Below are 22,334 nucleotides of genomic sequence, written 5' to 3'. Positions count from 1 at the left end.
TTGCTCCTAGTTTTCCAGTGCGCGTTTCGCCGCGGCGACGACGTTCTCCGGGGTGAAGCCGAACTCGCGGAACAGGGTCTTGTCGTCGGCCGATTCGCCGTAGTGCTCGATCGAGACGATCTCGCCGGTGTCGCCGACCCATCTGTGCCAGGGCATCGCGATGCCCGCCTCGACGGCCACGCGTGCCGAGACCTCCGGCGGCAGCACCGAATTGCGGTACTCCTCCGGCTGCTTCTCGAACCACTCGACGCACGGCATCGACACCACGAAGGCGACGATGTCCTCGGCCGCGAGCTGCTTTTGCGCCTCGACGGCGATCTGCACCTCGGACCCGGTGGCGATGATGAGGACGTCGGCGTCGCGGACCTCCTCGGCCGGCGGGTTGCCCAGCACGTAGGCGCCGCGGGCCACGCCGTCGTTGTCGGTGCCCTCGAGCACCGGCACGCCCTGGCGGGTCAGGATGAAACCGACCGGGCCGCTGCCGTTGCCGCGCGCGATGATGCTGCGCCACGCGTAGGCGGTCTCGTTCGGGTCGGCGGGCCGCACCACGGCGAGCTGCGGGATGGCCCGCAGGGCCGCCAGGTGTTCGATCGGCTGGTGGGTGGGCCCGTCCTCACCGAGGCCGATCGAGTCGTGGGTCCAGATGTAGATGGTGTCGATGTCCATCAACGCGGCCAGCCGCACCGCCGGGCGCATGTAATCGGAGAACTGCAGGAAGGTGCCGCCGAACGCGCGGGTGGGGCCGTGCAGCACGATGCCGGACAGGATCGAGCCCATCGCATGCTCGCGGACACCGAAGTGCAGGACCCGGCCGTACGGTTCCGCGGTGAAGTCATTCGTCGAGATCGACGGCGGGCCAAAGGATTTCGCACCCTTGATGGTGGTGTTGTTGCTGCCGGCCAGGTCCGCCGAACCGCCCCAGAGCTCCGGCAGGTTCGGCGCGGTGTCGTTGAGCACCTGGCCGAACGCCGCGCGGGTGGCCACCGCCTTGGATCCGGGCTCCCAGTGGGTGATGTCGGCGTCCCACCCCTCCGGGAGCTCGTTGGCCAGCAGCCGGTCCAGCAGCTTCTTGCGTTCCGGTTCGCGCTCGGCCCAGGCCGCGTAGTCCTGCTCCCAGGCCTCGCGCATCTGCTTGCCGCGCGCGACGAGCCCGCGGGTGTGGGTGATGACGTCCTCGCTGACCTCGAAGGTCTTGTCCGGGTCGAAGCCCAGGATCTTCTTGGTCGCGGCAACTTCGTCGTCACCCAGCGCCGAGCCGTGGATCCCGCCGGTGTTCATCTTGGTGGGCGCCGGGTAGCCGATGATGGTGCGCAGCGAGATCAGCGAGGGCTTGTCGGTGACCTTCTTGGCCTCGGCGATCGCCTCTTCGATCCCGACGACGTTCTCGCCGCCCACCACGTCCTGTACGTGCCAGCCGTAAGCCCGGTACCGGGCGCTGACGTCCTCGGACAACGCGATGTCGGTGTCGTGCTCGATCGAGATGTGGTTCTTGTCGTAGAACACGATCAGATTGCCGAGCTGCTGGGTGCCGGCCAACGACGAGGCTTCGCTGGTGACGCCCTCCTCGATGTCACCGTCGGAGGCGATCACGTAGATGTAGTGGTCGAACGGGCTTTCCCCGGCCGGGGTGTCCGGGTCGAACAGGCCGCGCTCGTAGCGGGCCGCCATCGCCATGCCGACCGCCGAGGCCAGGCCCTGTCCCAGCGGTCCGGTGGTGATCTCCACGCCCTTGGTGTGCCGGAACTCGGGGTGCCCCGGGGTCTTCGATCCCCAGGTGCGCAGCGCCTCGATGTCGGACAGTTCCAGACCGAAGCCACCCAGGTACAGCTGCAGGTACAGCGTCAGGCTGGAGTGCCCGCAGGACAGGATGAAGCGGTCGCGGCCCAGCCAGTGGGTGTCCGACGGGTCGTGCCGCATCTGCCGCTGGAACAGGGTGTAGGCCAGCGGCGCGAGGCTCATCGCGGTGCCGGGGTGGCCGTTGCCGACCTTCTGCACCGCATCGGCGGCCAGCACTCGCACGGTGTCGACCGCCCGGGAGTCCACGTCGGACCAGTCGTCCGGATGGTTCGGGACGGTGAGGTCGGCGATCTCTTCGGCTGTGGTCACAAGCGAGCTCCTTGCAGGTGCAGGACGTGGCAGGTCGTGGCGGACTTGGCGCCTACCCAACCCTAGTGCGACTCTCTATGGCCCGGCAGAGCGGCTGCGGAATCGACCCGCAGGCCACCGACTTTGTGGAGCGGTCTACCATCGTCTGTAGTAGAAGCTGCGAGGCTGCCGCGACAATCCGCCTGTGTGATGAGGAGTTAACTGCGTGAGCATCCGCGAGCGCGTCGCGCCGAGCCAAATCCGCACCACGGTGCTGGCCTATGTTGCGCTGACCAAACCGCGGGTCATCGAGCTGCTGCTGGTCACGGCCATTCCAGCCATGCTGCTGGCCGACCGCGGCACGGTGAACCCATTGTTGATCCTCAACACCTTGATCGGCGGCATGATGGCCGCGGCCGGCGCCAACACGCTGAACTGTGTCGCCGACGCCGACATCGACAAGGTGATGAAGCGCACGGCGCTGCGACCCCTGGCCCGCGCGACCGTGCCGACCCGCAACGCGCTGATCTTCGGCCTGGTGCTGTCGGTCGGTTCGTTCTGCTGGCTGTGGTGGACCACCAATCTGCTCTCCGGCGTGTTGGCCGTCATCACCATCGCGTTCTACGTCTTCGTCTACACGCTGCTGCTCAAACGCCGCACAGCGCAGAACGTGGTGTGGGGCGGCGCGGCGGGCTGTATGCCGGTGATGATCGGCTGGTCGGCCGTCACAGGCACGATCCAGTGGCCGGCCCTGGTGATGTTCCTCATCATCTTCTTCTGGACACCGCCGCACACCTGGGCGTTGGCGATGCGCTACAAGGACGACTACAAGGCGGCCGGGGTACCGATGCTGCCCGCGGTGGCCACCGAGAAGCAGGTGACCCGCCAGATCCTGGTGTACACCTGGCTGACCGTGTTGACCACGGTGGCGCTGGCGCCGGCGGCGGGCTGGCTGTACGCCGCGGTCGCACTGCTCGCCGGGACGTGGTTCCTGGTGATGGCGCATCAGCTGTACGCGGGCGTGCGGCGCGGTCGGCCGGTCAAGCCGCTGCGGCTGTTCCTGCAGTCGAACAACTACCTGGCCGCGGTGTTCTGCGCCCTGGCCGTGGACTCCGCCCTGGCGTTGCCCACCCTGCTGAACCTCTGACGCGCCGCCCTCAGGGCTGCAGCACGATGGAACCCACCGTCTTGCGGCCCTGCAGATCGCGGTGCGCCTGCTCGGCCTCGGCCAGCGGATACCGCCCACCGACGGTCACGGTGATCGTTCCGGCCGCCATCGCGTCCATCAGCTCACCGGCCCGCCACGCGAACTCGTCGGCGGTGCGGGTGAAGTGGGCCAGGGAGGGCCGGGTCAGGAACACCGAACCGGCCGCGTTGAGTCGCTGTGGGTCCACCGGGGGCACCGGGCCGCTGGCCGCGCCGAACAGCGCGAGCGTGCCGCGCACCGCCAGGCTGGCGAGGCTGGCGTCGAAGGTGCTCTGTCCCACCCCGTCGTAGACCGCCCGGGCGCCGCGACCGCCGGTGAGCTCGCGCACCCGCGCGGCGAACTCCTGGGGGTCCTCGGGATAGTCGAGGACCTCGACCGCACCGGCGCGCCGCGACAGCTCGGCCTTCTCCGGCGTGGACACGGTCGTGATCACCTTGGCGCCGATGCTGGTCGCCCACTGGGTCAGGATCAGGCCCACCCCACCGGCCCCGGCGTGCACCAGCACGGTGTCCGAGGGCTGAACCTCGTACACCGACTTGATCAGATAGTGCGCGGTCATGCCCTTGAGCAACGCGGAGGCGATCGCGTCGGACGCCACCGCGTCGGGCACATAGGCGACGAAATCCGCCGGCGCGGTGCAATATTCGGCATAAGCGCCGACGGCGTTGGCGGTCACCACCCGGTCGCCGACCGTGAGCGCGGCCACGTCGGCGCCGACGGCGGCGATCGTGCCGCACACCTCGCTGCCGACCACGAACGGCAGTTCGCGCGGATACAGGCCGGACCGGAAGTAGGTGTCGATGTAGTTGATGCCGATCGCGTCGGCCTTGATCAGCACCTCACCGGGACCCGGCGCGGGCTGCGGCTTGTCCACGAGGGTCAGTACTTCCGGTCCGCCCGTTTCGGCAACTTCGATCGCATCCATGCTGACTATCATCCTTGACGTGAGGACCGCATGAAACTGGCCCGTCCAGACGTTTTTCATCCGAGGATCGTCCTGGCCGGCTGTTCGAGGCTGGTCGAGGGCGACGGCGACGACGACGGGCTGGTGGCCGCGCTGGCCGCGCAGGGGCTGACGGCGCACTGGCGGGCCTGGGACGATCCCGAGACGTTGCAAGCCGACCTGGTCATTCTGCGCGCCACGTGGGACTACACCGAGCGCCTCGGGGAGTTCCTGGATTGGACGCGCCGGGTGCCCCATCTGCTCAACGCCCCGAGCGTGGTGGCCTGGAACAGCGACAAGAACTATCTGCACGACCTGGCCGTGGCCGGCATACCGGTGTGCGAGAGCGACTTCTTCGCCCCGGGGGAGTTGGTCCACCTGCCGGCGGGGGAGGTCGTCGTCAAGCCCGCGGTGGGCGCGGGATCCCGTGGGGTGCAACGGTTCACCGACCACACCGCGGCGCGTGACCACGTGGCGACCATGCAGGAGGCCGGCGTCACGGTGCTGGTGCAACCCTACGATGCCCGCATCGAGGACGGCGAGATCGCGCTGGTGTTCGTCGCCGGCGAGCAATCCCACGCCTTCCTCAAGGCGCCCATGCTGCCGGCGCCGGGCCGGCAACCCGCATTGGACCCATCGGGAATCTTCGCCGAGGAGTCGTTGCACCCCGCCGATCCCGACTTCGAGCTGTGGGACGTCGGCCACGCGGTGCTGGCCGCGGCGGCCGACCGCCTGGGGGTGGCGCCGACGGAGTTTCTCTACGCGCGAGTCGATCTCATCGGCCGGCGTGATCCGACGCTGTTGGAGCTCGAGTTGGTGGAGCCGTCGCTGGGGTGGCGGCAGCTCGATGCCGCGACCCGGCAGCGGCGCCAGCGCGGGTTCGCGCTGGCGGTCGGCTCAGCTCTGGACCGGCTCGGTCTCGGTCCGTTCGCGCATCGACGCCCATAGCGCCGCGGTGGCCGCGGTGCAGATGCCCGCACCGGCGACGTGCAGGGCGACCAGGGCCGGCGGGATGCCCGCGAAGAACTGGACGGCACCGACGACGGCCTGCAGGACCACCAGCACCACCAGCACCGCCAGCCGAGTCAGGACCGGTCGCGGCGCGCGCACCGCAAGCAGGCCGAAGCCGAGCCCGACCAACAGGGCGAGATAGGCGACCAGCAGCGATGAGTGCGCGTGCACCAGCGTGAGGATCTCGATCTGCAGCCGCGCCACCGGGCGGTCGATGCTCTTGTCGCCGGCGTGCGGTCCCGCGGCGGTCACCAGCGTGCCGGTCACCAGCACGGCGGCCAGCGTGACGCCGCTCAGGGCGGTCAGGTGGCGCAGCGGCCGCACCACGACGTGGCGGTTGACCCCGGAGTCCGGTTCGCCGATCTTGACGTAGAGCAGCACGGCAAGCCAGACCATGGCCATCGAGGCCAGCAGGTGAATCGCCACGGTCCACCAGAGCAGCCCGGTGAGCACCGTGATGCCCCCGATCACGGCCTGCACCACCGTGGAGGCGGGCATCAGCCAGGCGTAGATCAACACCTCGCGGCGGCGTCGGGCCCGCAGCACCGCCAGCACGGCGACGATGGCGGTCGCCACCACCGCGAAGGTGATCAGCCGGTTGCCGAACTCGACCATCTGGTGGATGCGGGCGACCTCGGGGTGCGGGACCGGGGTGAAGCTGCCGGGAAAGCACTGGGGCCAGGTGGGGCAACCGAGTCCGGAGGCCGTGACCCGGACGATCGCGCCGGTGACCGCGATGCCGCCCTGGGTCAGGATGACCAGCGCCGCGATGATCCGCTGTGCGCGCAGACTGGGCTCGGGAAGCAGGTCAACCAGCCGACGGAAGAACACGGACCAAGAGTAGAGGACCGCAACTACAGCCCGTAGTAAGGGGCCTGAGTGGGGGGAGAGCGGTGCGTCAGGTGAAGCGGAACCAGCGCACCGCGCACGCCGCGGCGACCGCGCCCCAGGCGGCCAGCACCGCGATGCCGAACCAGTCGACCGAGACCGTCATCGCCTGGGTGAGCGACTCGGTGAGGGCACCGGCCGGGGTGAGGCGCGCGATCCACTGCAAGGCGGTGGGTACCGCCTCGGTCTCCAAGGTGAGGGCGCCGAAACCGGCGAAGACGAACCACAGCAGGTTGGCCAGCGCCAGCACGATCTCGGCGCGCAGGGTCCCGCCCAGCAGCAGGCCCAGCGCGGCGAAGCACACGGTGCCCAGCGCGATGATCACCGCGCCCAGCAGCAGGCCCAGCGGGTTCGGCCGCCAGCCCAGCAGCAGTCCGATGCCGCCGAGCAGCAGGGCCTGCAGGAACACCACCGCGACCACGGCCATCGACTTGCCGGTGATGATGCCCCAGACCGGCAGGGCCGTGGCACCGAGGCGTTTGAGCGCACCGTAGCGGCGGTCGAACGCCACGGCGATGGCCTGGCCGGTGAAGGCGGTCGAGATCAGGGCCAGGGCCATGATGGCCGGCACGAAGACGCCGGGACGGTCGGCCCCGAATTCTCCCAGCGGCAACAGGATCATCCCCACCAGCAGCGTGATCGGGATGAACATGGTCAGCAGCAACTGCTCGCCGTTGCGAAGCAGCAATTTCAGTTCCAGCCCGAATTGGGCCGCGAGCATCCTGGCCACGGTGTTGGGCCGCGGATCCGGGCTGAAGGTCCCCGGGGGGAACAGCGTTTCGCTCACGGGCGCAGCTCCCTTCCGGTCAGGTCCAGGAAGACGTCTTCCAGGCTGCGTTGTTCGACGCGCATATCGGTGGCCAGGACGTCGAGCCGGGCGCACCACGCCGTGACGGTCGCGAGCACTTGGGGATCGATCGGACCCTCTACCAGATACTCGCCGCTGGTGACCTCGGCAGCGCGGTAGTTCTCCGGCAGCGCCGAGATCAGCAGGGCCAGGTCGAGTTTCGCCGGGGCGCGGAAGCGCAGCTGGCCCTCGGCGCCGGAACGCATCAGCTCGGCCGGGGTGCCCGCGGCCACCTGCCGGCCGTGATCGATGATCACGATCCGGTCGGCGAGTTCCTCGGCCTCCTGGAGGTGGTGGGTGGTCAGCACGATCGTGACGCCGTCGCGGCGCAACGCACCGATCAACTCCCACACCACCAGCCGGGCGTGCGCGTCCATACCGGCGGTCGGTTCGTCGAGAAAGACCAGTTCCGGGCGGCCGACCAGCGCGCACGCCAGCGCCAGCCGCTGCTGTTGGCCGCCCGAGAGCCGACGGTAGGTGGTGCGGGCCGCGTCGGTCAGGCCGAGCGTGTCGAGCAGCCAGGCCGGGTCCAGCGGGTTGGCGGCGTAGGCCGCGACCAGGTCGAGCATCTCGCCGGCCCGCGCCGCCGGGTAGCCGCCGCCGCCCTGGAGCATCACCCCGATCCGGGCGCGCAACTGCGCGTTGTCGGTCAACGGGTCGAGGCCGAGCACCTCGATGGTCCCGGCGTCCGGGCGCAGGAAGCCCTCACACATCTCGACGGTGGTCGTCTTCCCGGCGCCGTTGGGGCCGAGCAGCGCCAGTACCTCGGCCGGGTGCACGTCGAGGTCGAGCCCCGACACGGCCGTGGTGGCTCCGTAGCTTTTGGTGACCCCGCGCAGGCGCAACGGCGGCGGCGCGGTGGTGCCAGTCGCACTCACGGAGACTCAGCGTAGGCGTCGGCGGGACCGTTGCGTGAATTCGCCGGTGTGGACCCGGGTTCGTCGGGCGGCACTGGACGCCAGGGCAGCCGGCGATAGGTGATGGCGATCAGCAGCAGCACGATCACCGTGCTGGCCAGGGTGGCGTCCACGATCTGGAACAGCGCGAAGCGGTCCCCGTTGGCGGTGGGGCCGAAGATGCCGACGACGAGCGTCCCGCCGATGGCGGCGATCCGGAAGCCCGGTCGGGTGGCCCAGGCCGCCAGCGGGATGATCGCCCACAGCAGGTACCAGGGCTGGACGACGGGGAACAGCAAGACGGTGGCGCCCAGCGCAACGCCCAGCCCACCCACCGGGTGCAGCCGGCCTCGGAACACCGCCAGCAGCAGCCAGGTGACCACCACCATGATGATCAGCACGCCGATGCTGCGGGTCAGGGACAGCACCGCGGTGGTGTGGTCGCCGAGCCCGAGCAGGATGCCGACCTGGCCGGTGCCCAGCGCGAGCAGCGTCGGCGGCGACATCCAGCTGCGCACCACGTTGGCGGTGCCCAGGGTGGACAGCCAGCCGAATCCGAGCCCGCTGGCCCAGCCGATCAGCGCCATCACCGCCAGGGATAGCAGCCCCAGCCCGCCACTGGCCAGGAAGAACGCTTTCACGGTGCTGCCCCAGCGACACCCCAGCGCCATCGCCACGAAGCCCAGCGCCAGCAGCGACGGCAGCTTCACCTGCGAGGACATCGTGATCAGCACGGCCCCCACCACCAACATCGCCGCGGGAGCCCAGCGCGCCCCGAGCGGCAGCAGCGGGCGCGGAAGCATCCGTTTGGAAGAGTCGATGCCGCGCAGCGCGAACTCGACGCCGGCCAGCATCAGGCCCAGCATCAGCGCCTCGTTGTGGATGCCGGCCACCAGGTGCATGACCAGCAGCGGGTTGGCCGCGCCCAGCCACAGCGCAGAAACCTCCGCGACCCCGCAGCGGCGGGCCAGCCGCGGGGTGGCCCACACGATCAGCGCCACCCCGAGCAGGACCAGCAGCCGATGACACAGCACCGCGGCGACGATGTTCTCGCCGGTCAGTTCGGAGATGCCGGAGCCGATCCACAGGAACAGCGGGCCGTACGGTGCCGGTGTTTCCCGCCACAGGCTGGGAACCGACAGCGTGAAGACGTGGTCGAGCCCCAGGCCCGGGGCCGGGCCGACGCGATAGGGGTCCAGGCCGTTGTGCGCGATCTGACTCTGGGCCAGGTACGAGTAGACGTCCTTGCTGTACATCGGGGGTGCGACCAGCAGCGGCAGGATCCACAGCACCAGCGTGCGGTCGAGCTGCCCGCGGGTCATCCGGTGCTTGCCGACGGCGAAGCGGCCCAGCATCAGCCAGGCCAGCGCCATCATGACGGCACCGGTGGTGGTCATCGTCAGCGACACCGTCTGGATTCGGGACGGCAGGTTCAGCAGTCGCACGCCGAAGGTGGGGTCCTGCACCACCGGGCGGGCGCCGGCGCCCAGCGCCCCGATGGCCATCAGCACGGTGCCGGTGGCGCCGAACAGCCTGGTCCGACGCAGGGCGACCAGTTCGGCGTCGCCCAGGGGGGTGCCCACGGTGCGTTCATCGCCGTGCCAACCGGCAATTGACGTGCTGAGCGAACGTAGGCGGGCTGCCACGTGGGCAGCTTAGTCGGCGCCCGGTGCGGGGCCGGCCGGGCGACCCTGGTTGGATATTCCCCGACCAGGGTGTGACCTTTTCGACAGCCTCCCAGGGGTCACTAAGGGTGCCCTTGCTGGATTCGCCCACGGAATTGCGTCACACTGGTGTTGTGAAAATACGTCCGACGGTTCAGCGCGCCCCCGAGGCGCCGCTGCATGCCCAGGACGGTCACACCCGCAGTGCCATCGTTCGACTGCTGCTGGAGTCCGGTCCCATCACCGCGAGCCAGGTCGGTGCGAAGCTGGGCTTGTCGGCGGCGGGGGTCCGTCGCCATCTCGATGCGCTCATCGAGGCGGGGGATGCCCAAGCTCACGCGGCGGCACCCTGGCAGCAAGCGGGGCGGGGCCGTCCCGCCAAGCGCTACCAGCTCACCGCGGCCGGTCGCGCCAAGCTCGACCACGCCTACGACGACCTGGCCTCGGCGGCCATGCGGCAGCTGCGGGAAATCGGCGGAGACGCAGCGGTCCACGCCTTCGCCCGGAGTCGCATCGACACCATCCTGGCGGACGTGGAGCCGGCACCGAGCGACAGCGACGAAGATGTCGAGGCCGCGGCCGACCGGATCGCCGATGCGCTGACCCGGGCCGGATACGCCACCACCACCTCGCGGGTACCGGGGCCGATCGAGGGCGTGCAGATCTGCCAGCACCACTGCCCGGTGTCGCACGTCGCCGAGCAGTTCCCGGAACTCTGCGAGGCGGAGCAGGCGGCCATGTCCGAGGTGCTCGGCACTCACGTGCAGCGGCTCGCGACCATCGTCAACGGGGACTGCGCCTGTACCACCCACGTCCCGCTCAGCCCGGCCCGGGCATGAGGCCGCCGCGACAACAGCATCACCCGAGCACGATCTCCGGTCCGCAGCCCAGTGTCCGGAGTACACGACAGAATCGACAGAGCAAAAGGAGTGTGTCGGAATGACACTCACACCGGAAGCCGGGGCCGCACCCGAGACCCTCACCCAGGAGGAGACGCTGGCCGCCCTGGGCAACTACGGCTACGGCTGGTCCGACTCCGACGTCGCGGGCGCCAGCGCCCAGCGCGGTCTGTCCGAGGAGGTCGTCCGCGACATCTCGGCCAAGAAGAGCGAGCCCGAGTGGATGCTCGACATCCGGCTGAAGGCGCTGCGGACCTTCGACAAGAAGCCGATGCCCAAGTGGGGCTCCGACCTGGACGGGATCGACTTCGACAACATCAAGTACTTCGTCCGGTCCAGCGAGAAGCAGGCAGCCACCTGGGACGACCTGCCGGCCGACATCAAGAACACCTATGACCGGCTCGGCATCCCGGAGGCGGAGAAGCAGCGGCTGGTCTCCGGCGTCGCGGCCCAGTACGAGTCCGAGGTGGTCTATCACTCGATCCGCGAGGATCTCGAGGCCCAGGGCGTCATCTTCCTGGACACCGACACCGCGCTGAAGGAACACCCCGAGGTCTTCAAGGAGCACTTCGGCACGGTCATCCCGGCCGGTGACAACAAGTTCTCCGCGCTGAACACCGCGGTCTGGTCGGGCGGGTCGTTCATCTACGTGCCGCCGGGCGTGCACGTCGACATCCCGCTGCAGGCCTATTTCCGGATCAACACCGAGAACATGGGGCAGTTCGAGCGCACCCTGATCATCGTCGACGAGGGCGCCTACGTGCACTACGTCGAGGGTTGTACCGCGCCGATCTACAAGAGCGACTCGCTGCACAGCGCCGTCGTGGAGATCATCGTCAAGGCCGGTGGCCGGTGCCGCTACACGACCATCCAGAACTGGTCGAACAACGTCTACAACCTGGTGACCAAGCGGGCCCGCGCCGAGGCCGGCGCCACCATGGAATGGGTCGACGGCAACATCGGCTCCAAGGTGACCATGAAGTATCCGGCGGTGTGGATGACCGGTGAGCACGCCAAGGGCGAGGTGCTCTCGGTGGCGTTCGCCGGTGCGGGGCAGCACCAGGACACCGGCGCGAAGATGCTGCACCTGGCGCCCAACACCTCGAGCAACATCGTGTCCAAGTCCGTCGCCCGTGGCGGCGGCCGGGCGTCCTACCGCGGTCTGGTCCAGATCAACAAGGGCGCCACGGGATCTCGCTCCAACGTGGAATGCGACGCGCTGCTGGTCGACACCATCAGCCGCTCGGACACCTATCCCTATGTCGACGTCCGTGAGGACGACGTCACGATGGGCCACGAGGCCACCGTGTCCAAGGTCAGCGAGGATCAGCTGTTCTACCTGATGAGCCGAGGCCTGACCGAAGAGGAGGCCATGGCGATGGTGGTGCGCGGTTTCGTCGAGCCGATCGCCAAGGAACTCCCCATGGAGTACGCGCTGGAGCTCAACCGGTTGATCGAGCTGCAGATGGAAGGTGCGGTCGGCTAAGTGAGTGAACTGAACACGGCCGCCGAAACCACGCCCGCGGGTTCGGCGCTCAACAAGGGTGAGATCTTCACCTCGTTCGACGTCGACGCCTTCGAGGTGCCCGGCGGTCGCGACGAGATCTGGCGGTTCACCCCGCTGCGGCGGCTGCGCGGCCTGCACGACGGATCCGCCCGGGCCGACGGCAGCGCGCTGATCGAGGTCACCGAGCGTCCCGGGGTCACCACCGAAACGGCGCCCCGCGGCGACGCGCGGCTCGGACAGGCCGGCGTTCCCGCAGACCGGGTTGCCGCCCAGGCGTTTTCATCGTTCGGCGAGGCCACGGTCGTCACCGTGGGCCGGGACACCCGGGTCGACGAGCCGATCGAGATCACCATCACCGGTCCGGGTGCCGGCGTCACCGCCTACGGACATCTGCAGATCCGGGTCGAGGAACTCGCCGACGCGGTGGTCGTCATCGACCAGCGGGGCAGCGGAATCTACGCCGACAACATCGAATTCATCGTCGGCGACAGCGCCACGCTGAAGGTGGTGTCGATCGCCGACTGGGCCGACGACGCGGTGAACGTCAGCATGCATCACGCCGCGCTGGGTAAGGACTCGGTGCTGCGGCACGCGACGGTTCAACTCGGCGGCGAGATCGTCCGGATGACCGGCCGGGTGCGATACCAGGCGCCCGGCGGTGATGCGGAACTGCTGGGGCTGTACTTCGCCGACGACGGCCAGCACCTGGAAACACGGCTGCTGATCGACCACGCGCAACCGCACTGCCGCTCCCATGTCGTCTACAAGGGCGCGCTGCAGGGCGACCCGGATTCCAAGCTGCCCGACACCCGCACCGTGTGGATCGGCGACGTGCTGATCCGGGCGGCGGCCACCGGCACCGATACCTACGAGATCAACCGCAACCTGGTGCTCACCGACGGTGCGCGGGCGGACTCGGTGCCCAACCTGGAGATCGAGACCGGCGAGATCGTCGGCGCCGGGCACGCCAGTGCCACCGGCCGTTTCGACGACGAGCAGGTGTTCTACCTCCAGGCTCGCGGCATCCCCGAAGACCAGGCCCGCAGGCTCATCGTGCGGGGCTTCTTCGGCGAGATCATCCAGAAGATCACCGTGCCTGCCGTGCGTGACCGCCTGACCGAAGCCATCGAACACGAACTAGCTCTCACCGAAGGGAAGCCTTCCCAATGACCACACTGGAAATCAAGGACCTGCACGTCAGCGTCTCGGCGCCCGACACCGGCGAGGGGATCCCGATCCTCAAGGGCGTCGACCTCACCGTCAAGTCCGGCGAAACCCATGCGCTGATGGGCCCCAACGGGTCCGGGAAGTCGACGCTGTCCTACGCGGTGGCCGGCCATCCCAAGTACACCGTCACCTCGGGTTCGATCACGCTCGACGGTCAGGACGTGCTCGAGATGAGCGTGGACGAACGGGCGCGGGCGGGTCTGTTCCTGGCGATGCAGTACCCGACCGAGGTGCCGGGGGTGTCGGTGTCGAACTTCCTGCGGACCGCGGCCACGGCCGTCCGCGGCGAGGCGCCGAAGCTGCGGCACTGGGTCAAAGAGGTCAAGCAGGCCATGCAGACCCTCGAGATGGATTCGGCGTTCAGCGAGCGCAGCGTCAACGAGGGGTTCTCCGGCGGCGAGAAGAAGCGCCACGAGATCCTGCAGCTCGGGCTGCTCAAGCCCAAGATCGCCATCCTCGACGAGACCGACTCCGGGCTGGACGTCGACGCGTTGCGGGTGGTCAGCAACGGGGTCAACAGCTACGCCAAGGAAAACGAGGCCGGCGTCCTGCTGATCACGCACTACACCCGGATCCTGCGCTACATCCAGCCGCAGTTCGTGCACGTCTTCGTCGACGGGCGCATTGTCGAATCCGGCGGTCCGGAACTGGCCGACGAACTCGAAGCCAACGGCTACGAGCGCTTCACCCAGGCCGCCGCAGCCGGGGCATAGGGGGAGGGGCGATGACAGCGTCACTGGGTTTGGACGCCGCGACACTGACCGGCATCAGGGCGGATTTCCCGATCCTGAGCCGGGTGATGCGCAGCGGTAACCCGTTGGCCTACCTCGATTCTGGGGCCACCTCGCAGAAGCCGCTGCAGGTGCTCGACGCCGAGCGGGACTTCCTGCTGACCTCCAACGGCGCGGTGCACCGCGGTGCACACCAGCTGATGGAGGAGGCCACCGACGCCTACGAGCAGGGCCGCGAGGACATCGCGGCGTTCGTGGGCGCGGCGGCCGACGAGCTGGTGTTCACCAAGAACGCCACCGAAGCCCTCAACCTCGTCTCCTATGTGCTGGGGGACAGCCGCTTCGAGCGGGCGCTGCGCCCGGGCGACATCATCGTCACCACCGAGGCCGAGCACCACGCGAACCTGATTCCCTGGCAGGAGTTGGCCCGGCGGACCGGCGCCGAACTCGCCTGGTTCTCGGTGCGCACCGACGGACCGGATGCGGGCCGCCTCGACCTGGACTCGGTGCAGCTCGACGAGCGGGTGAAAGTCGTTGCCTTCACCCATCACTCGAACGTCACGGGCGACATCGCGCCGGTGGCCGAGTTGGTGCGCCGGGCAAAGGACGTCGGCGCGCTGACGGTGTTGGATGCCTGCCAGTCGGTGCCGCATCAGCCGGTGGACTTCCATGCCCTCGACGTCGACTTCGCGGCCTTCTCGGGCCACAAGATGTTGGGTCCGACGGGAATCGGCGTGCTCTACGGTCGGCGTGAGCTGTTGAACGCCCTGCCGCCGTTCTTGACCGGCGGTTCCATGATCGAGACCGTCACCATGGAGCAGACCACCTACGCGCCGCCGCCGCAACGGTTCGAGGCGGGCACGCCGATGACCTCTCAGGTGGTTGCGCTGGCCGCCGCGGCGCGGTATCTGAGGGCGATCGGCATGGCGACCGTACAGGCCCACGAGCACGAGCTGGTGACCGCCGCACTGGCCGGGCTGGCCGAGGTGCCCGGGGTGCGCATCATCGGTCCGACCACGCTGCAGGACCGCGGTTCGCCGGTGTCCTTCGTGGTCGACGGTGTGCACGCGCACGACGTGGGCCAGGTCCTCGACGACGAAGGGGTGGCGGTCCGGGTCGGGCACCACTGCGCGTGGCCGCTGCACCGCAAGTTCGGCATCGCCGCGACGGCGCGCGCATCGTTCGCGGTGTACAACACCCTCGACGAGGTGGACCGGTTGGTGGCCGGCGTGCGTCGGGCCGTGGATTTCTTCGGTGACCGCTGATGCGGATGGAGCAGATGTACCAGGAAGTGATCCTGGACCATTACAAGCACCCGCACCATCGTGGCCTCCGGGAGCCATTTGCCGCCGAGGTCTTCCACGTGAACCCGACCTGCGGTGACGAGGTGCGGTTGCGGGTCGCGTTGTCCGAGGACAACGAGACGGTCACCGACGTCTCCTACGACGGCCAGGGCTGTTCCATCAGCCAGGCGGCGACTTCGGTGTTGACCGACCAGGTGATCGGGCAGACTGTGGGTGACGCGTTGAAGACGGTGGCCTCGTTCACGGAGATGATTTCGTCACGGGGCAACGTTGTAGGCGACGAGGATGTGTTGGGTGATGGCATCGCGTTTGCGGGCGTGGCCAAGTACCCGGCGCGCGTGAAGTGCGCGCTGCTGGGCTGGATGGCCTTCAAGGATGCGGTGACCCAAGCGACCGAGGAGAGAGCATCATGAGCGAAACCGCCAGTGACAATGTGATCGCCGATCTCGAGGAGGCCATGCACGACGTGGTGGACCCCGAGTTGGGCATCAATGTCGTCGACCTCGGCCTGGTCTACGGGCTGAACTTGGAGGAGGGTGAGTCCGGTCCCGTGGCGTTGATCGACATGACGCTGACCTCTCCGGCGTGCCCGTTGACCGACGTCATCGAAGACCAGTCCCGGCAGGCGTTGGTGGGGTCCGGGTTGGTCAACGAGATCAAGATCAACTGGGTCTGGAACCCGCCGTGGGGTCCGGACAAGATCACCGAGGACGGGCGCGAGCAGTTGCGCGCCCTCGGTTTCACCGTCTGACGGACCGACTCGATCGTTGCTGAGCCGCGCTGTGCGCGGCTCAGCGCGTTTCTGCCGCCCGCCGACTGCTGAGTCCCGGTGTCGAGCGTTGAACTGTGATCACCGTTACAGTAAGATAAGTTCGGTTATGTAGGTTGTGGTGATGCCCAGGGAGAGCGCGATGTCGATCGAGACCAGCACCAGCACCAGCGCGAACGTTGCCGAGGTCGATATTTTCGATCCGCGGTGGTGGGTGGACGGCCCACCGCACGAACTGTTCGCTCGCTTGCGGGCCGAGGCGCCCGTGCACTGGTATCAGAACCCCGACGGCACCGGCTACTGGTCGGTGTTCCGACACGCCGACATCCACCGGATCAGCCACGACTCGGAGACCTTCTCCAGCGCCCGGGGCGGGGTGTACATCAACCCCGACCAGGTGGTCCCGCTGGACGTCATGCGCACCATGATGCTGGTGATGGATCCGCCCCAGCACACTCGCTACCGCAAGATCCTGGCGAAGGTCTTCACCCCGGCCTCGGTGGCGAAGCTGGAGGAGGGGATCCGCGCGCGGGTGACCCGCACCATCGACAAGTTCATCGAAACCGGGTCGTGCGACTTCGTCAGCGACGTCGCGGTCCCCATCCCCTTGGGCGTGCTGATGGAGCTCATGGGCGTGCCCGAAGACGACATGCAGACCTGGTTCGACTGGACCGAGCGGATCGAGAAGGCGGTCCGGGTATCGGAATCCTCGGCCGCGCTGGACGTCTTCGGCGAGATGGGTGGATATCTGGCCCAGCAGATCGAGCGGCAGACGACAGAAGCCGTCGAGGACTCGCTGGTGATGCGGCTGCGCAACGCCGAGGTCGACGGCGAGCAGCTCAACGAACTGGAGATCGTGGCGGTGTTCGGGCTGTTGGCGTTCGCCGGGAACGACACCACCCGCAACACCACCGCCACCGGATTGCTCACGTTGCTCAACCATCCGGAGGCGCTGCAGGAACTCTATGCCGACCCAAGCCTGCTGCCGGGTGCCATCGAGGAGATCCTGCGCTGGACCACGGTGGTGCAGTGGTTCGCCCGCACGGCCACCCGCGATGTCGAGGTCGGCGGCAAGGCCATCGCCGAGGGCGACAAGATCGTCATGTGGTACGGCAGCGGGTCGCGTGACGAGGCCGTCTTCGCCGACGCCGACACCTTCGACATCCACCGCCCCAAGCCCGACCACCAGGCCTTCGGGGGCGGCGGCCGGCACTTCTGCCTCGGCGCCAGCCTGGCCCGGCTGGAACTGCGGGTCACGTTCGAAGAGATCCTGCGCCGGATGAAGGACATCGAACTGGCCGGCACGCCGGAACTCGTGCCCTCGCACTGGGCGCACGGGCTGAGCGCCATGCCGATCCGCTTCACCCCCGGCCCGCGGCTCGGCTTGGACGACTGAGGCTGTCCCGTACTAGCTTTCGGTGCGGGCAGCTTCCGGGGTCAGCATCTGCGTCAGGACCATTCCCAACAACCGGCGCAGGTGCTCGACATCCGGTAGCGGTTGGGTCTGCTGGTATCCGGTCAGGATAAAATTGGTGAGGCGCGCGATGGTCTCGGCCTCGTCCGGGTCCCTGTGCAGGCGCAGCACCGTGTCGTAGGTGACCTGGTAGCGCTGCTCGTCGACGGTGGTCTGGACCTGACGTACCTCCGCGTCGCTGTGTGACCAGGCGCGGATGGCTGCTTCGGCGCGGTGGGGCAGGTCGCAGGCCATCTCCACCAGCGTGGTCAGCGACACCTGGGGATCGTCGAGCCGACGGGCGGTATTGGCCAGGTTCAACGTGCGGTCGTTCAGCCAGAACTCCAGCAGCTCGGTGCGGAAAACCGCCCAGCTGGCGAAGTAGTGATAGAACGACCCGGTGGTGACCTGCAGCCGCCGGCACAGCGGCGTGAGCTTGAGGCCGCCGTGATCGGCCTCGGCCAGGATGTCGATAGCCGCCGAGAAATAGTCCTCGCGGTCCACGATCTTGTGCATATCCCTACCTATCCGTCCTGCCCCGGCGCGCCGGGTCAGAATAAGCGTGCGCCATCGGATCGGTCGGGAGGCGCCGAGGCGCCTTTCTGAGAGTCGGCGACCGCTCCGTCAGTTCACCCTTCCCGCCGCGGTCCGGGCGCGAACGTCACCGGCAGCTTGGTCAGGCTATATGCCCAGTTCGACCAGTGTGGGTCGAACACGTTGACCGTGGCGATGTCCACGGCGGCCACGGTGTCGGCGGGGGCCAGACCTGTCGGCATGGCAGTGCTCCTCAGCTCGCCAGAAAACCAAACATAGATCGAGTTACGGTGACGGCCGTCACAGCGTCAACTTCGACGCGGCTGCGGCAGGGCGAGGTGGACATCGCCGAGGTGCCGGGCGGCAACGGGCCCCCCTTCTCCGGCGCTTGGTCGCACTACCTGATCATTAACATCGCGGTCGGAAACCCGTGGGCGGGCGATCCGGCCCCGATGAGGCTTCGCTCCGCAGCAGATGCAGGTCGGCTGGGTGCGGGTTTACCAGCTGGGTCCGGTGTGACAGGGTCGGTGGGGAACATTGCCCGCCATGCCGACGTTAGGACTCACGTGGCTACCACAGACCTCACCGCGGATCGGTTCAACGAAACGGTCACCGGCAACGACATCGTGTTGATCGACTTCTGGGCGTCGTGGTGCGGGCCGTGTCGGGCCTTCGCGCCGACGTTCGAGGCATCGTCCGAGAAGCATCCCGACGTGGTGTTCGCCAAGGTCGACACCGAGGCCGAACAGGAGCTCGCGGCCGCCGCCGAGATCCGTTCCATCCCGACCTTGATGGCGTTCAAGAAGGGCAAGCTGGTGTTCAACCAGGCCGGCGCGCTTCCACCCGCGGCGTTGGAAGACCTGATCCAGCAGGTGAAGGATTTCGATATCGACGCGGCGCTCCAGGAGCAGGCCGACACCAAGGACGCCTGAGCGCACCTGACCCGTGCCGCGGCGCGCACGCGATAGCGTGCGGAGGTGAACGCTGACGGTGTCTCGGAATTCGTCCAGGTCGACCACCCGCGCCCGAGGGTCGCGGTCATCACGCTGAACCGCCCCGAGCGGATGAACTCGATGGCCTTTGACGTGATGGTGCCGTTGCGCCGGATTCTCGATGAGGTCAAGCACGACAACGATGTTCGCGCGGTGGTCCTCACCGGCGCGGGTCACGGCTTCTCCTCGGGCGCCGATCACAAGTCGGCCGGCAGCGTGCCGCACGTCGAGGGCCTGACGCGCCCGACGTTCGGGCTGCGCTCCATGCAGGTGCTCGACGACGTGATCCTCGGGTTGCGGCGGATGCATCAGCCGGTGATCGCGGCCGTCAACGGCGCCGCCATCGGCGGCGGGATGTGCCTGGCGCTGGCCTGTGACATCCGGGTGGCCGGCGCCGCGGCGTACTTTCGCGCCGCGGGCATCAACAACGGCCTGACCGCCAGTGAACTGGGGCTGAGCTTCTTGCTGCCGCGGGCGATCGGTACCTCGCGCGCCTTCGAACTGATGCTCACCGGTCGCGACGTGGACGCCGTGGAGGCCGAGCGCATCGGGCTGGTGTCCCAGCGGGTCCCCGACGCCGATCTGCTGCCGACCTGTCTGGCGATGGCCGAACGCATCGCGACGTTCTCGCGGCCCGGAATCGAGTTGACGAAGCGCACACTATGGAGTGGACTGGACGCCGCTACCCTGGAGGGGCATATGCAGGCTGAAGGCCTGGGCCAACTCTACGTGCGCCTACTCACCGGAAACTTCGAAGAAGCGGTGGCCGCGCGCGCTCAGAAGAGAGACCCGGTCTTCACCGACGACAAGTAATGACGGATAGCAGTAGCCGATGGAGCAGGAGCACAGTTCGTGATCACCGCAACGGACCTGGAGGTCCGCGCCGGGGCCCGCACGCTGCTCCTCGCCGACGGCCCGGCGCTGCGGATCCAGCCCGGCGATCGCATCGGGCTGGTCGGACGCAACGGCGCCGGCAAGACCACCACGATGCGGATCCTGGCCGGTGAGGGGGAGCCGTACGCCGGTGCCGTCACCCGCGCGGGCGAGATCGGGTACCTGCCGCAGGATCCCAAGGAGGGCGACCTCGACATCCTGGCGCGCGACCGGGTGCTGTCCGCCCGCGGACTCGACACCCTGCTGGCGGATCTGGAGAAACAGCAGGCGCTGATGGCCGAGGTGGCCGACGACCGGGCCCGCGATCAGGCCGTCCGCCGCTACGGCCAGCTCGAGGAGCGGTTCTCCGCGCTCGGCGGTTATGCCGCCGAGAGCGAAGCCGGTCGGATCTGCGCGAGCCTCGGGCTGCCCGAACGGGTGCTGACCCAGCCGCTGCGCACCCTCTCCGGCGGTCAGCGCCGCCGGGTGGAGCTGTCCCGGATCCTGTTCGCCGCCAGCGACAGCGGTTCGGGCTCGGCGACCACCCTGCTGCTCGACGAGCCCACCAACCACCTCGACGCCGACTCGATCGGCTGGCTGCGGGACTTCCTGAAGAACCACACCGGCGGCCTGGTGATGATCAGCCACAACGTCGACCTGCTGGCCGAGGTGGTCAATCGGGTCTGGTTCCTCGACGCCGTGCGGGGCGAGGTCGACGTCTACAACATGGGGTGGCAGAAGTACCTCGACGCGCGCGCCACCGACGAGCAACGCCGTCGACGTGAGCGCGCCAACGCCGAACGTAAGGCGGCGGCGTTGCGCACCCAGGCCGCCAAGATGGGGGCCAAGGCTACCAAAGCCGTTGCCGCACAGAACATGTTGCGCCGTGCCGAACGGATGATGGCGGCGCTGGACGAGGAACGGGTGGCCGACAAGGTGGCCCGGATCAAGTTCCCGACGCCGGCCGCGTGTGGCCGCACCCCGCTGGTGGCCAAGGGGCTGACCAAGAACTACGGTTCGCTGGAGGTCTTCACCGGCGTCGACCTGGCCATCGACCGGGGCTCCCGCGTCGTGGTGCTCGGCCTCAACGGCGCCGGCAAGACCACGCTGCTGCGCCAGCTGGCGGGGGTCGAGTCCCTGGACGCCGGCTCCATCGAGCCGGGCCACGGCCTCAAGATCGGCTACTTCGCCCAGGAGCACGACACCCTCGACGACCACGCCACCGTCTGGGAGAACATCCGCCACGCCGCGCCGGACACCGGAGAACAAGACCTGCGCGGGCTGCTCGGCGCGTTCATGTTCAGCGGCGCACAGCTCGATCAGCCGGCCGGGACGCTGTCCGGCGGCGAGAAGACCCGGCTGGCGCTGGCGGGTCTGGTGGCCTCGACCGCAAACGTGTTGCTGCTCGACGAGCCGACGAACAACCTCGACCCCGCCTCCCGCGAGCAGGTCCTCGACGCCTTGCGCAGCTATCAGGGGGCCGTAGTGTTGGTGACCCACGACCCGGGCGCCGCCGAGGCGCTCGATCCGCAGCGGGTGGTGTTGCTTCCCGACGGCACCGAGGACTTCTGGTCCGACGAATACCGGGACCTGATCGAGCTCGCCTGACGGGACGCCAGTCGCGCGCAGCAGGTTTCACCGATTCCGGTCGCATTCGCCGACGGCGGTTCTACGCTGGATGGTGCCGGGGACCTGTCAACTGCGGGAGGCCTCAATGAAGAAGCCGAACAAGGCGCGCGATCAGCTGATCGACGAACTGCGCCGCGCCTACGAGGGCGGGGCGAGCATCCGGACCCTGGTCGCGAGGACCGGGCGCTCCTACGGGTCCATCCACTCGATGCTGCGTGAGTCGGGCACCACGATGCGCAGCCGCGGCGGGCCCAACCATCGGACCCGCCGCGTCAGCTGATACCGGCCCGCCTCAGTTCGGTTGGCGCACCGAGGCCTCGACGAGATCGAGGACCGCGCTGAGTTCGTCGGGGTCGTCGCCGGACGCCAGCCGGGCCACCAACCCGTCGAGCACCAGGTCCAGGTATGTCTGCAACACCTCACCCGGCACGTCGTCGCGCAGCCGACCCGCCTGCTTCTGGCGCCGCAACCGTTCGCTGGTGGCCGCTGACAGTTCGGCCGAGCGCTCCGCCCAGCCCTGGTGAAACTCCGGGTCATTGCGGAGTTTTCGGGCGATCTCCAGCCGGGTCGCCAGCCAGTCGAACTGTTCCGGGGCGGCCAGCAGGTCCCGCATCACCTGGATCAGCCCCTCGCGGGAGGCCACGTCGGCCATCCGCTCGGCGTCCTCGCGCGCGAGCTCGAAGAAGAGTGAGTCCTTGTCGCGGAAATGGTGGAAGATCGCACCCCTCGACAAACCGATCGATTGCTCGAGGCGGCGCACCGTCGCTCTTTCGTAGCCGTGTTCGGCAAAGCAGCGACGGGCGCCGTCGAGGATCTGCCGGCGCCGAGCCGCCAGATGGTCCTCACTGACTCTGGGCATGGACTATGCCCTCGCC

General features: G+C 68.5%; 23 protein-coding genes. 14 read left to right on the top strand and 9 right to left on the bottom strand.

From position 1 onward, the window contains the following. Positions 1-6: 6 nt before the first annotated feature. Positions 7-2,106, bottom strand: a complete 2,100-nt coding sequence (gene tkt, locus R2K23_RS12665) for a transketolase (RefSeq protein WP_316509950.1) — start codon at positions 2,104-2,106, stop codon at positions 7-9. Positions 2,107-2,311: 205 nt separating this feature from the next. Between tkt and R2K23_RS12660 the strand changes: the two genes are divergently transcribed. Beyond that, a complete protein-coding gene (locus tag R2K23_RS12660; protein ID WP_316509949.1) occupies positions 2,312-3,232 on the top strand; it encodes a heme o synthase in 921 nt (306 codons plus the stop codon). 10 nt (positions 3,233-3,242) lie between these two features. Here the strand turns inward: R2K23_RS12660 and R2K23_RS12655 are convergent, their stop codons facing one another. After that, positions 3,243-4,217 carry a quinone oxidoreductase family protein gene (locus R2K23_RS12655; protein WP_316509948.1) on the bottom strand — a complete coding sequence of 325 codons (975 nt, stop codon included), beginning with the start codon at positions 4,215-4,217 and terminating at the stop codon, positions 3,243-3,245. Positions 4,218-4,247: 30 nt separating this feature from the next. On the opposite strand from R2K23_RS12655, the gene R2K23_RS12650 reads away from it, so the two are divergent. Further along, positions 4,248-5,183, top strand: a complete 936-nt coding sequence (locus tag R2K23_RS12650) for an ATP-grasp domain-containing protein (RefSeq protein WP_316509947.1) — start codon at positions 4,248-4,250, stop codon at positions 5,181-5,183. On the opposite strand, the gene R2K23_RS12645 is transcribed toward R2K23_RS12650, so the two are convergent. The 4 genes from R2K23_RS12645 to mptB all read right to left on the bottom strand — a co-directional run bounded on the left by R2K23_RS12645 (position 5,133) and on the right by mptB (position 9,523). Next, a complete protein-coding gene (locus R2K23_RS12645) occupies positions 5,133-6,077 on the bottom strand; it encodes a COX15/CtaA family protein (RefSeq protein ID WP_316509946.1) in 945 nt (314 codons plus the stop codon). The genes R2K23_RS12650 and R2K23_RS12645 overlap by 51 nt on opposite strands. 67 nt (positions 6,078-6,144) lie before the next feature. Further along, positions 6,145-6,921, bottom strand: coding sequence for an ABC transporter permease (locus tag R2K23_RS12640; RefSeq protein ID WP_316509945.1), 777 nt, complete (start codon positions 6,919-6,921; stop codon positions 6,145-6,147). Beyond that, entirely contained in the window at positions 6,918-7,859 is a 942-nt protein-coding gene (locus tag R2K23_RS12635; protein ID WP_316509944.1) for an ABC transporter ATP-binding protein, read from the bottom strand. Before R2K23_RS12635 ends, R2K23_RS12640 begins: the two co-directional genes overlap by 4 nt. Further along, on the bottom strand, positions 7,856-9,523 hold the full coding sequence (gene mptB, locus R2K23_RS12630; RefSeq protein ID WP_316509943.1) for a polyprenol phosphomannose-dependent alpha 1,6 mannosyltransferase MptB: 1,668 nt from the start codon (positions 9,521-9,523) through the stop codon (positions 7,856-7,858). The genes R2K23_RS12635 and mptB overlap by 4 nt, the downstream gene beginning before the upstream one ends. A gap of 107 nt (positions 9,524-9,630) precedes the next feature. Between mptB and R2K23_RS12625 the strand changes: the two genes are divergently transcribed. The 8 genes from R2K23_RS12625 to R2K23_RS12590 all read left to right on the top strand — a co-directional run bounded on the left by R2K23_RS12625 (position 9,631) and on the right by R2K23_RS12590 (position 17,374). Further along, complete coding sequence (locus R2K23_RS12625; RefSeq protein ID WP_316509942.1) at positions 9,631-10,380, top strand: helix-turn-helix transcriptional regulator; 750 nt, start codon at positions 9,631-9,633, stop codon at positions 10,378-10,380. Between the two features lie 100 nt (positions 10,381-10,480). Beyond that, positions 10,481-11,926, top strand: coding sequence for a Fe-S cluster assembly protein SufB (gene sufB / locus R2K23_RS12620; RefSeq protein ID WP_316509941.1), 1,446 nt, complete (start codon positions 10,481-10,483; stop codon positions 11,924-11,926). Further along, positions 11,927-13,117, top strand: coding sequence for a Fe-S cluster assembly protein SufD (sufD, locus tag R2K23_RS12615; protein ID WP_316509940.1), 1,191 nt, complete (start codon positions 11,927-11,929; stop codon positions 13,115-13,117). Next, positions 13,114-13,887, top strand: coding sequence for a Fe-S cluster assembly ATPase SufC (gene sufC, locus R2K23_RS12610; RefSeq protein ID WP_316509939.1), 774 nt, complete (start codon positions 13,114-13,116; stop codon positions 13,885-13,887). The genes sufD and sufC overlap by 4 nt, the downstream gene beginning before the upstream one ends. 11 nt (positions 13,888-13,898) lie before the next feature. Beyond that, positions 13,899-15,170, top strand: coding sequence for a cysteine desulfurase (locus tag R2K23_RS12605; protein ID WP_316509938.1), 1,272 nt, complete (start codon positions 13,899-13,901; stop codon positions 15,168-15,170). Further along, the gene (gene sufU, locus R2K23_RS12600; RefSeq protein WP_316509937.1) at positions 15,170-15,622 is read left to right on the top strand and encodes a Fe-S cluster assembly sulfur transfer protein SufU; all 453 of its coding nucleotides are present in this window, start codon (positions 15,170-15,172) and stop codon (positions 15,620-15,622) included. Before R2K23_RS12605 ends, sufU begins: the two co-directional genes overlap by 1 nt. Next, positions 15,619-15,960 carry a metal-sulfur cluster assembly factor gene (locus R2K23_RS12595; protein WP_316509936.1) on the top strand — a complete coding sequence of 114 codons (342 nt, stop codon included), beginning with the start codon at positions 15,619-15,621 and terminating at the stop codon, positions 15,958-15,960. The genes sufU and R2K23_RS12595 overlap by 4 nt, the downstream gene beginning before the upstream one ends. Positions 15,961-16,102: 142 nt before the next feature. After that, complete coding sequence (locus R2K23_RS12590; protein WP_316509935.1) at positions 16,103-17,374, top strand: cytochrome P450; 1,272 nt, start codon at positions 16,103-16,105, stop codon at positions 17,372-17,374. 12 nt (positions 17,375-17,386) lie between these two features. Here the strand turns inward: R2K23_RS12590 and R2K23_RS12585 are convergent, their stop codons facing one another. Both R2K23_RS12585 and R2K23_RS12580 read right to left on the bottom strand, forming a co-directional pair. After that, entirely contained in the window at positions 17,387-17,947 is a 561-nt protein-coding gene (locus R2K23_RS12585; protein ID WP_316509934.1) for a TetR/AcrR family transcriptional regulator, read from the bottom strand. A gap of 113 nt (positions 17,948-18,060) precedes the next feature. Beyond that, positions 18,061-18,207 (bottom strand): hypothetical protein, encoded by a 147-nt coding sequence (locus R2K23_RS12580; protein ID WP_316509933.1) that lies wholly within the window; start codon positions 18,205-18,207, stop codon positions 18,061-18,063. A gap of 324 nt (positions 18,208-18,531) precedes the next feature. Between R2K23_RS12580 and trxA the strand changes: the two genes are divergently transcribed. The 4 genes from trxA to R2K23_RS12560 all read left to right on the top strand — a co-directional run bounded on the left by trxA (position 18,532) and on the right by R2K23_RS12560 (position 21,739). Further along, the gene (gene trxA / locus R2K23_RS12575; protein WP_316509932.1) at positions 18,532-18,897 is read left to right on the top strand and encodes a thioredoxin; all 366 of its coding nucleotides are present in this window, start codon (positions 18,532-18,534) and stop codon (positions 18,895-18,897) included. A gap of 45 nt (positions 18,898-18,942) precedes the next feature. After that, positions 18,943-19,770: an enoyl-CoA hydratase gene (locus tag R2K23_RS12570; protein WP_316509931.1), complete on the top strand. Its 828-nt coding sequence runs from the start codon at positions 18,943-18,945 to the stop codon at positions 19,768-19,770. 39 nt (positions 19,771-19,809) lie between these two features. Further along, positions 19,810-21,438 (top strand): ABC-F family ATP-binding cassette domain-containing protein, encoded by a 1,629-nt coding sequence (locus R2K23_RS12565; protein ID WP_316509930.1) that lies wholly within the window; start codon positions 19,810-19,812, stop codon positions 21,436-21,438. A 106-nt stretch (positions 21,439-21,544) separates the two neighbouring features. Beyond that, entirely contained in the window at positions 21,545-21,739 is a 195-nt protein-coding gene (locus tag R2K23_RS12560) for a helix-turn-helix domain-containing protein (protein WP_316509929.1), read from the top strand. Between the two features lie 12 nt (positions 21,740-21,751). Here R2K23_RS12560 and R2K23_RS12555 read toward each other — a convergent pair whose 3' ends face one another. Further along, the gene (locus tag R2K23_RS12555; protein ID WP_316509928.1) at positions 21,752-22,318 is read right to left on the bottom strand and encodes a TetR/AcrR family transcriptional regulator; all 567 of its coding nucleotides are present in this window, start codon (positions 22,316-22,318) and stop codon (positions 21,752-21,754) included. Positions 22,319-22,334 lie beyond the last annotated feature (16 nt).

The organism is Mycolicibacterium sp. MU0050 (assembly GCF_963378085.1).
In the GTDB taxonomy this organism is placed as follows: Bacteria; Actinomycetota; Actinomycetes; order Mycobacteriales; family Mycobacteriaceae; genus Mycobacterium; species Mycobacterium wendilense.
Note: the sequence above shows the minus strand (reverse complement) of the source record. Positions and strands in the feature narration are given on the sequence as shown.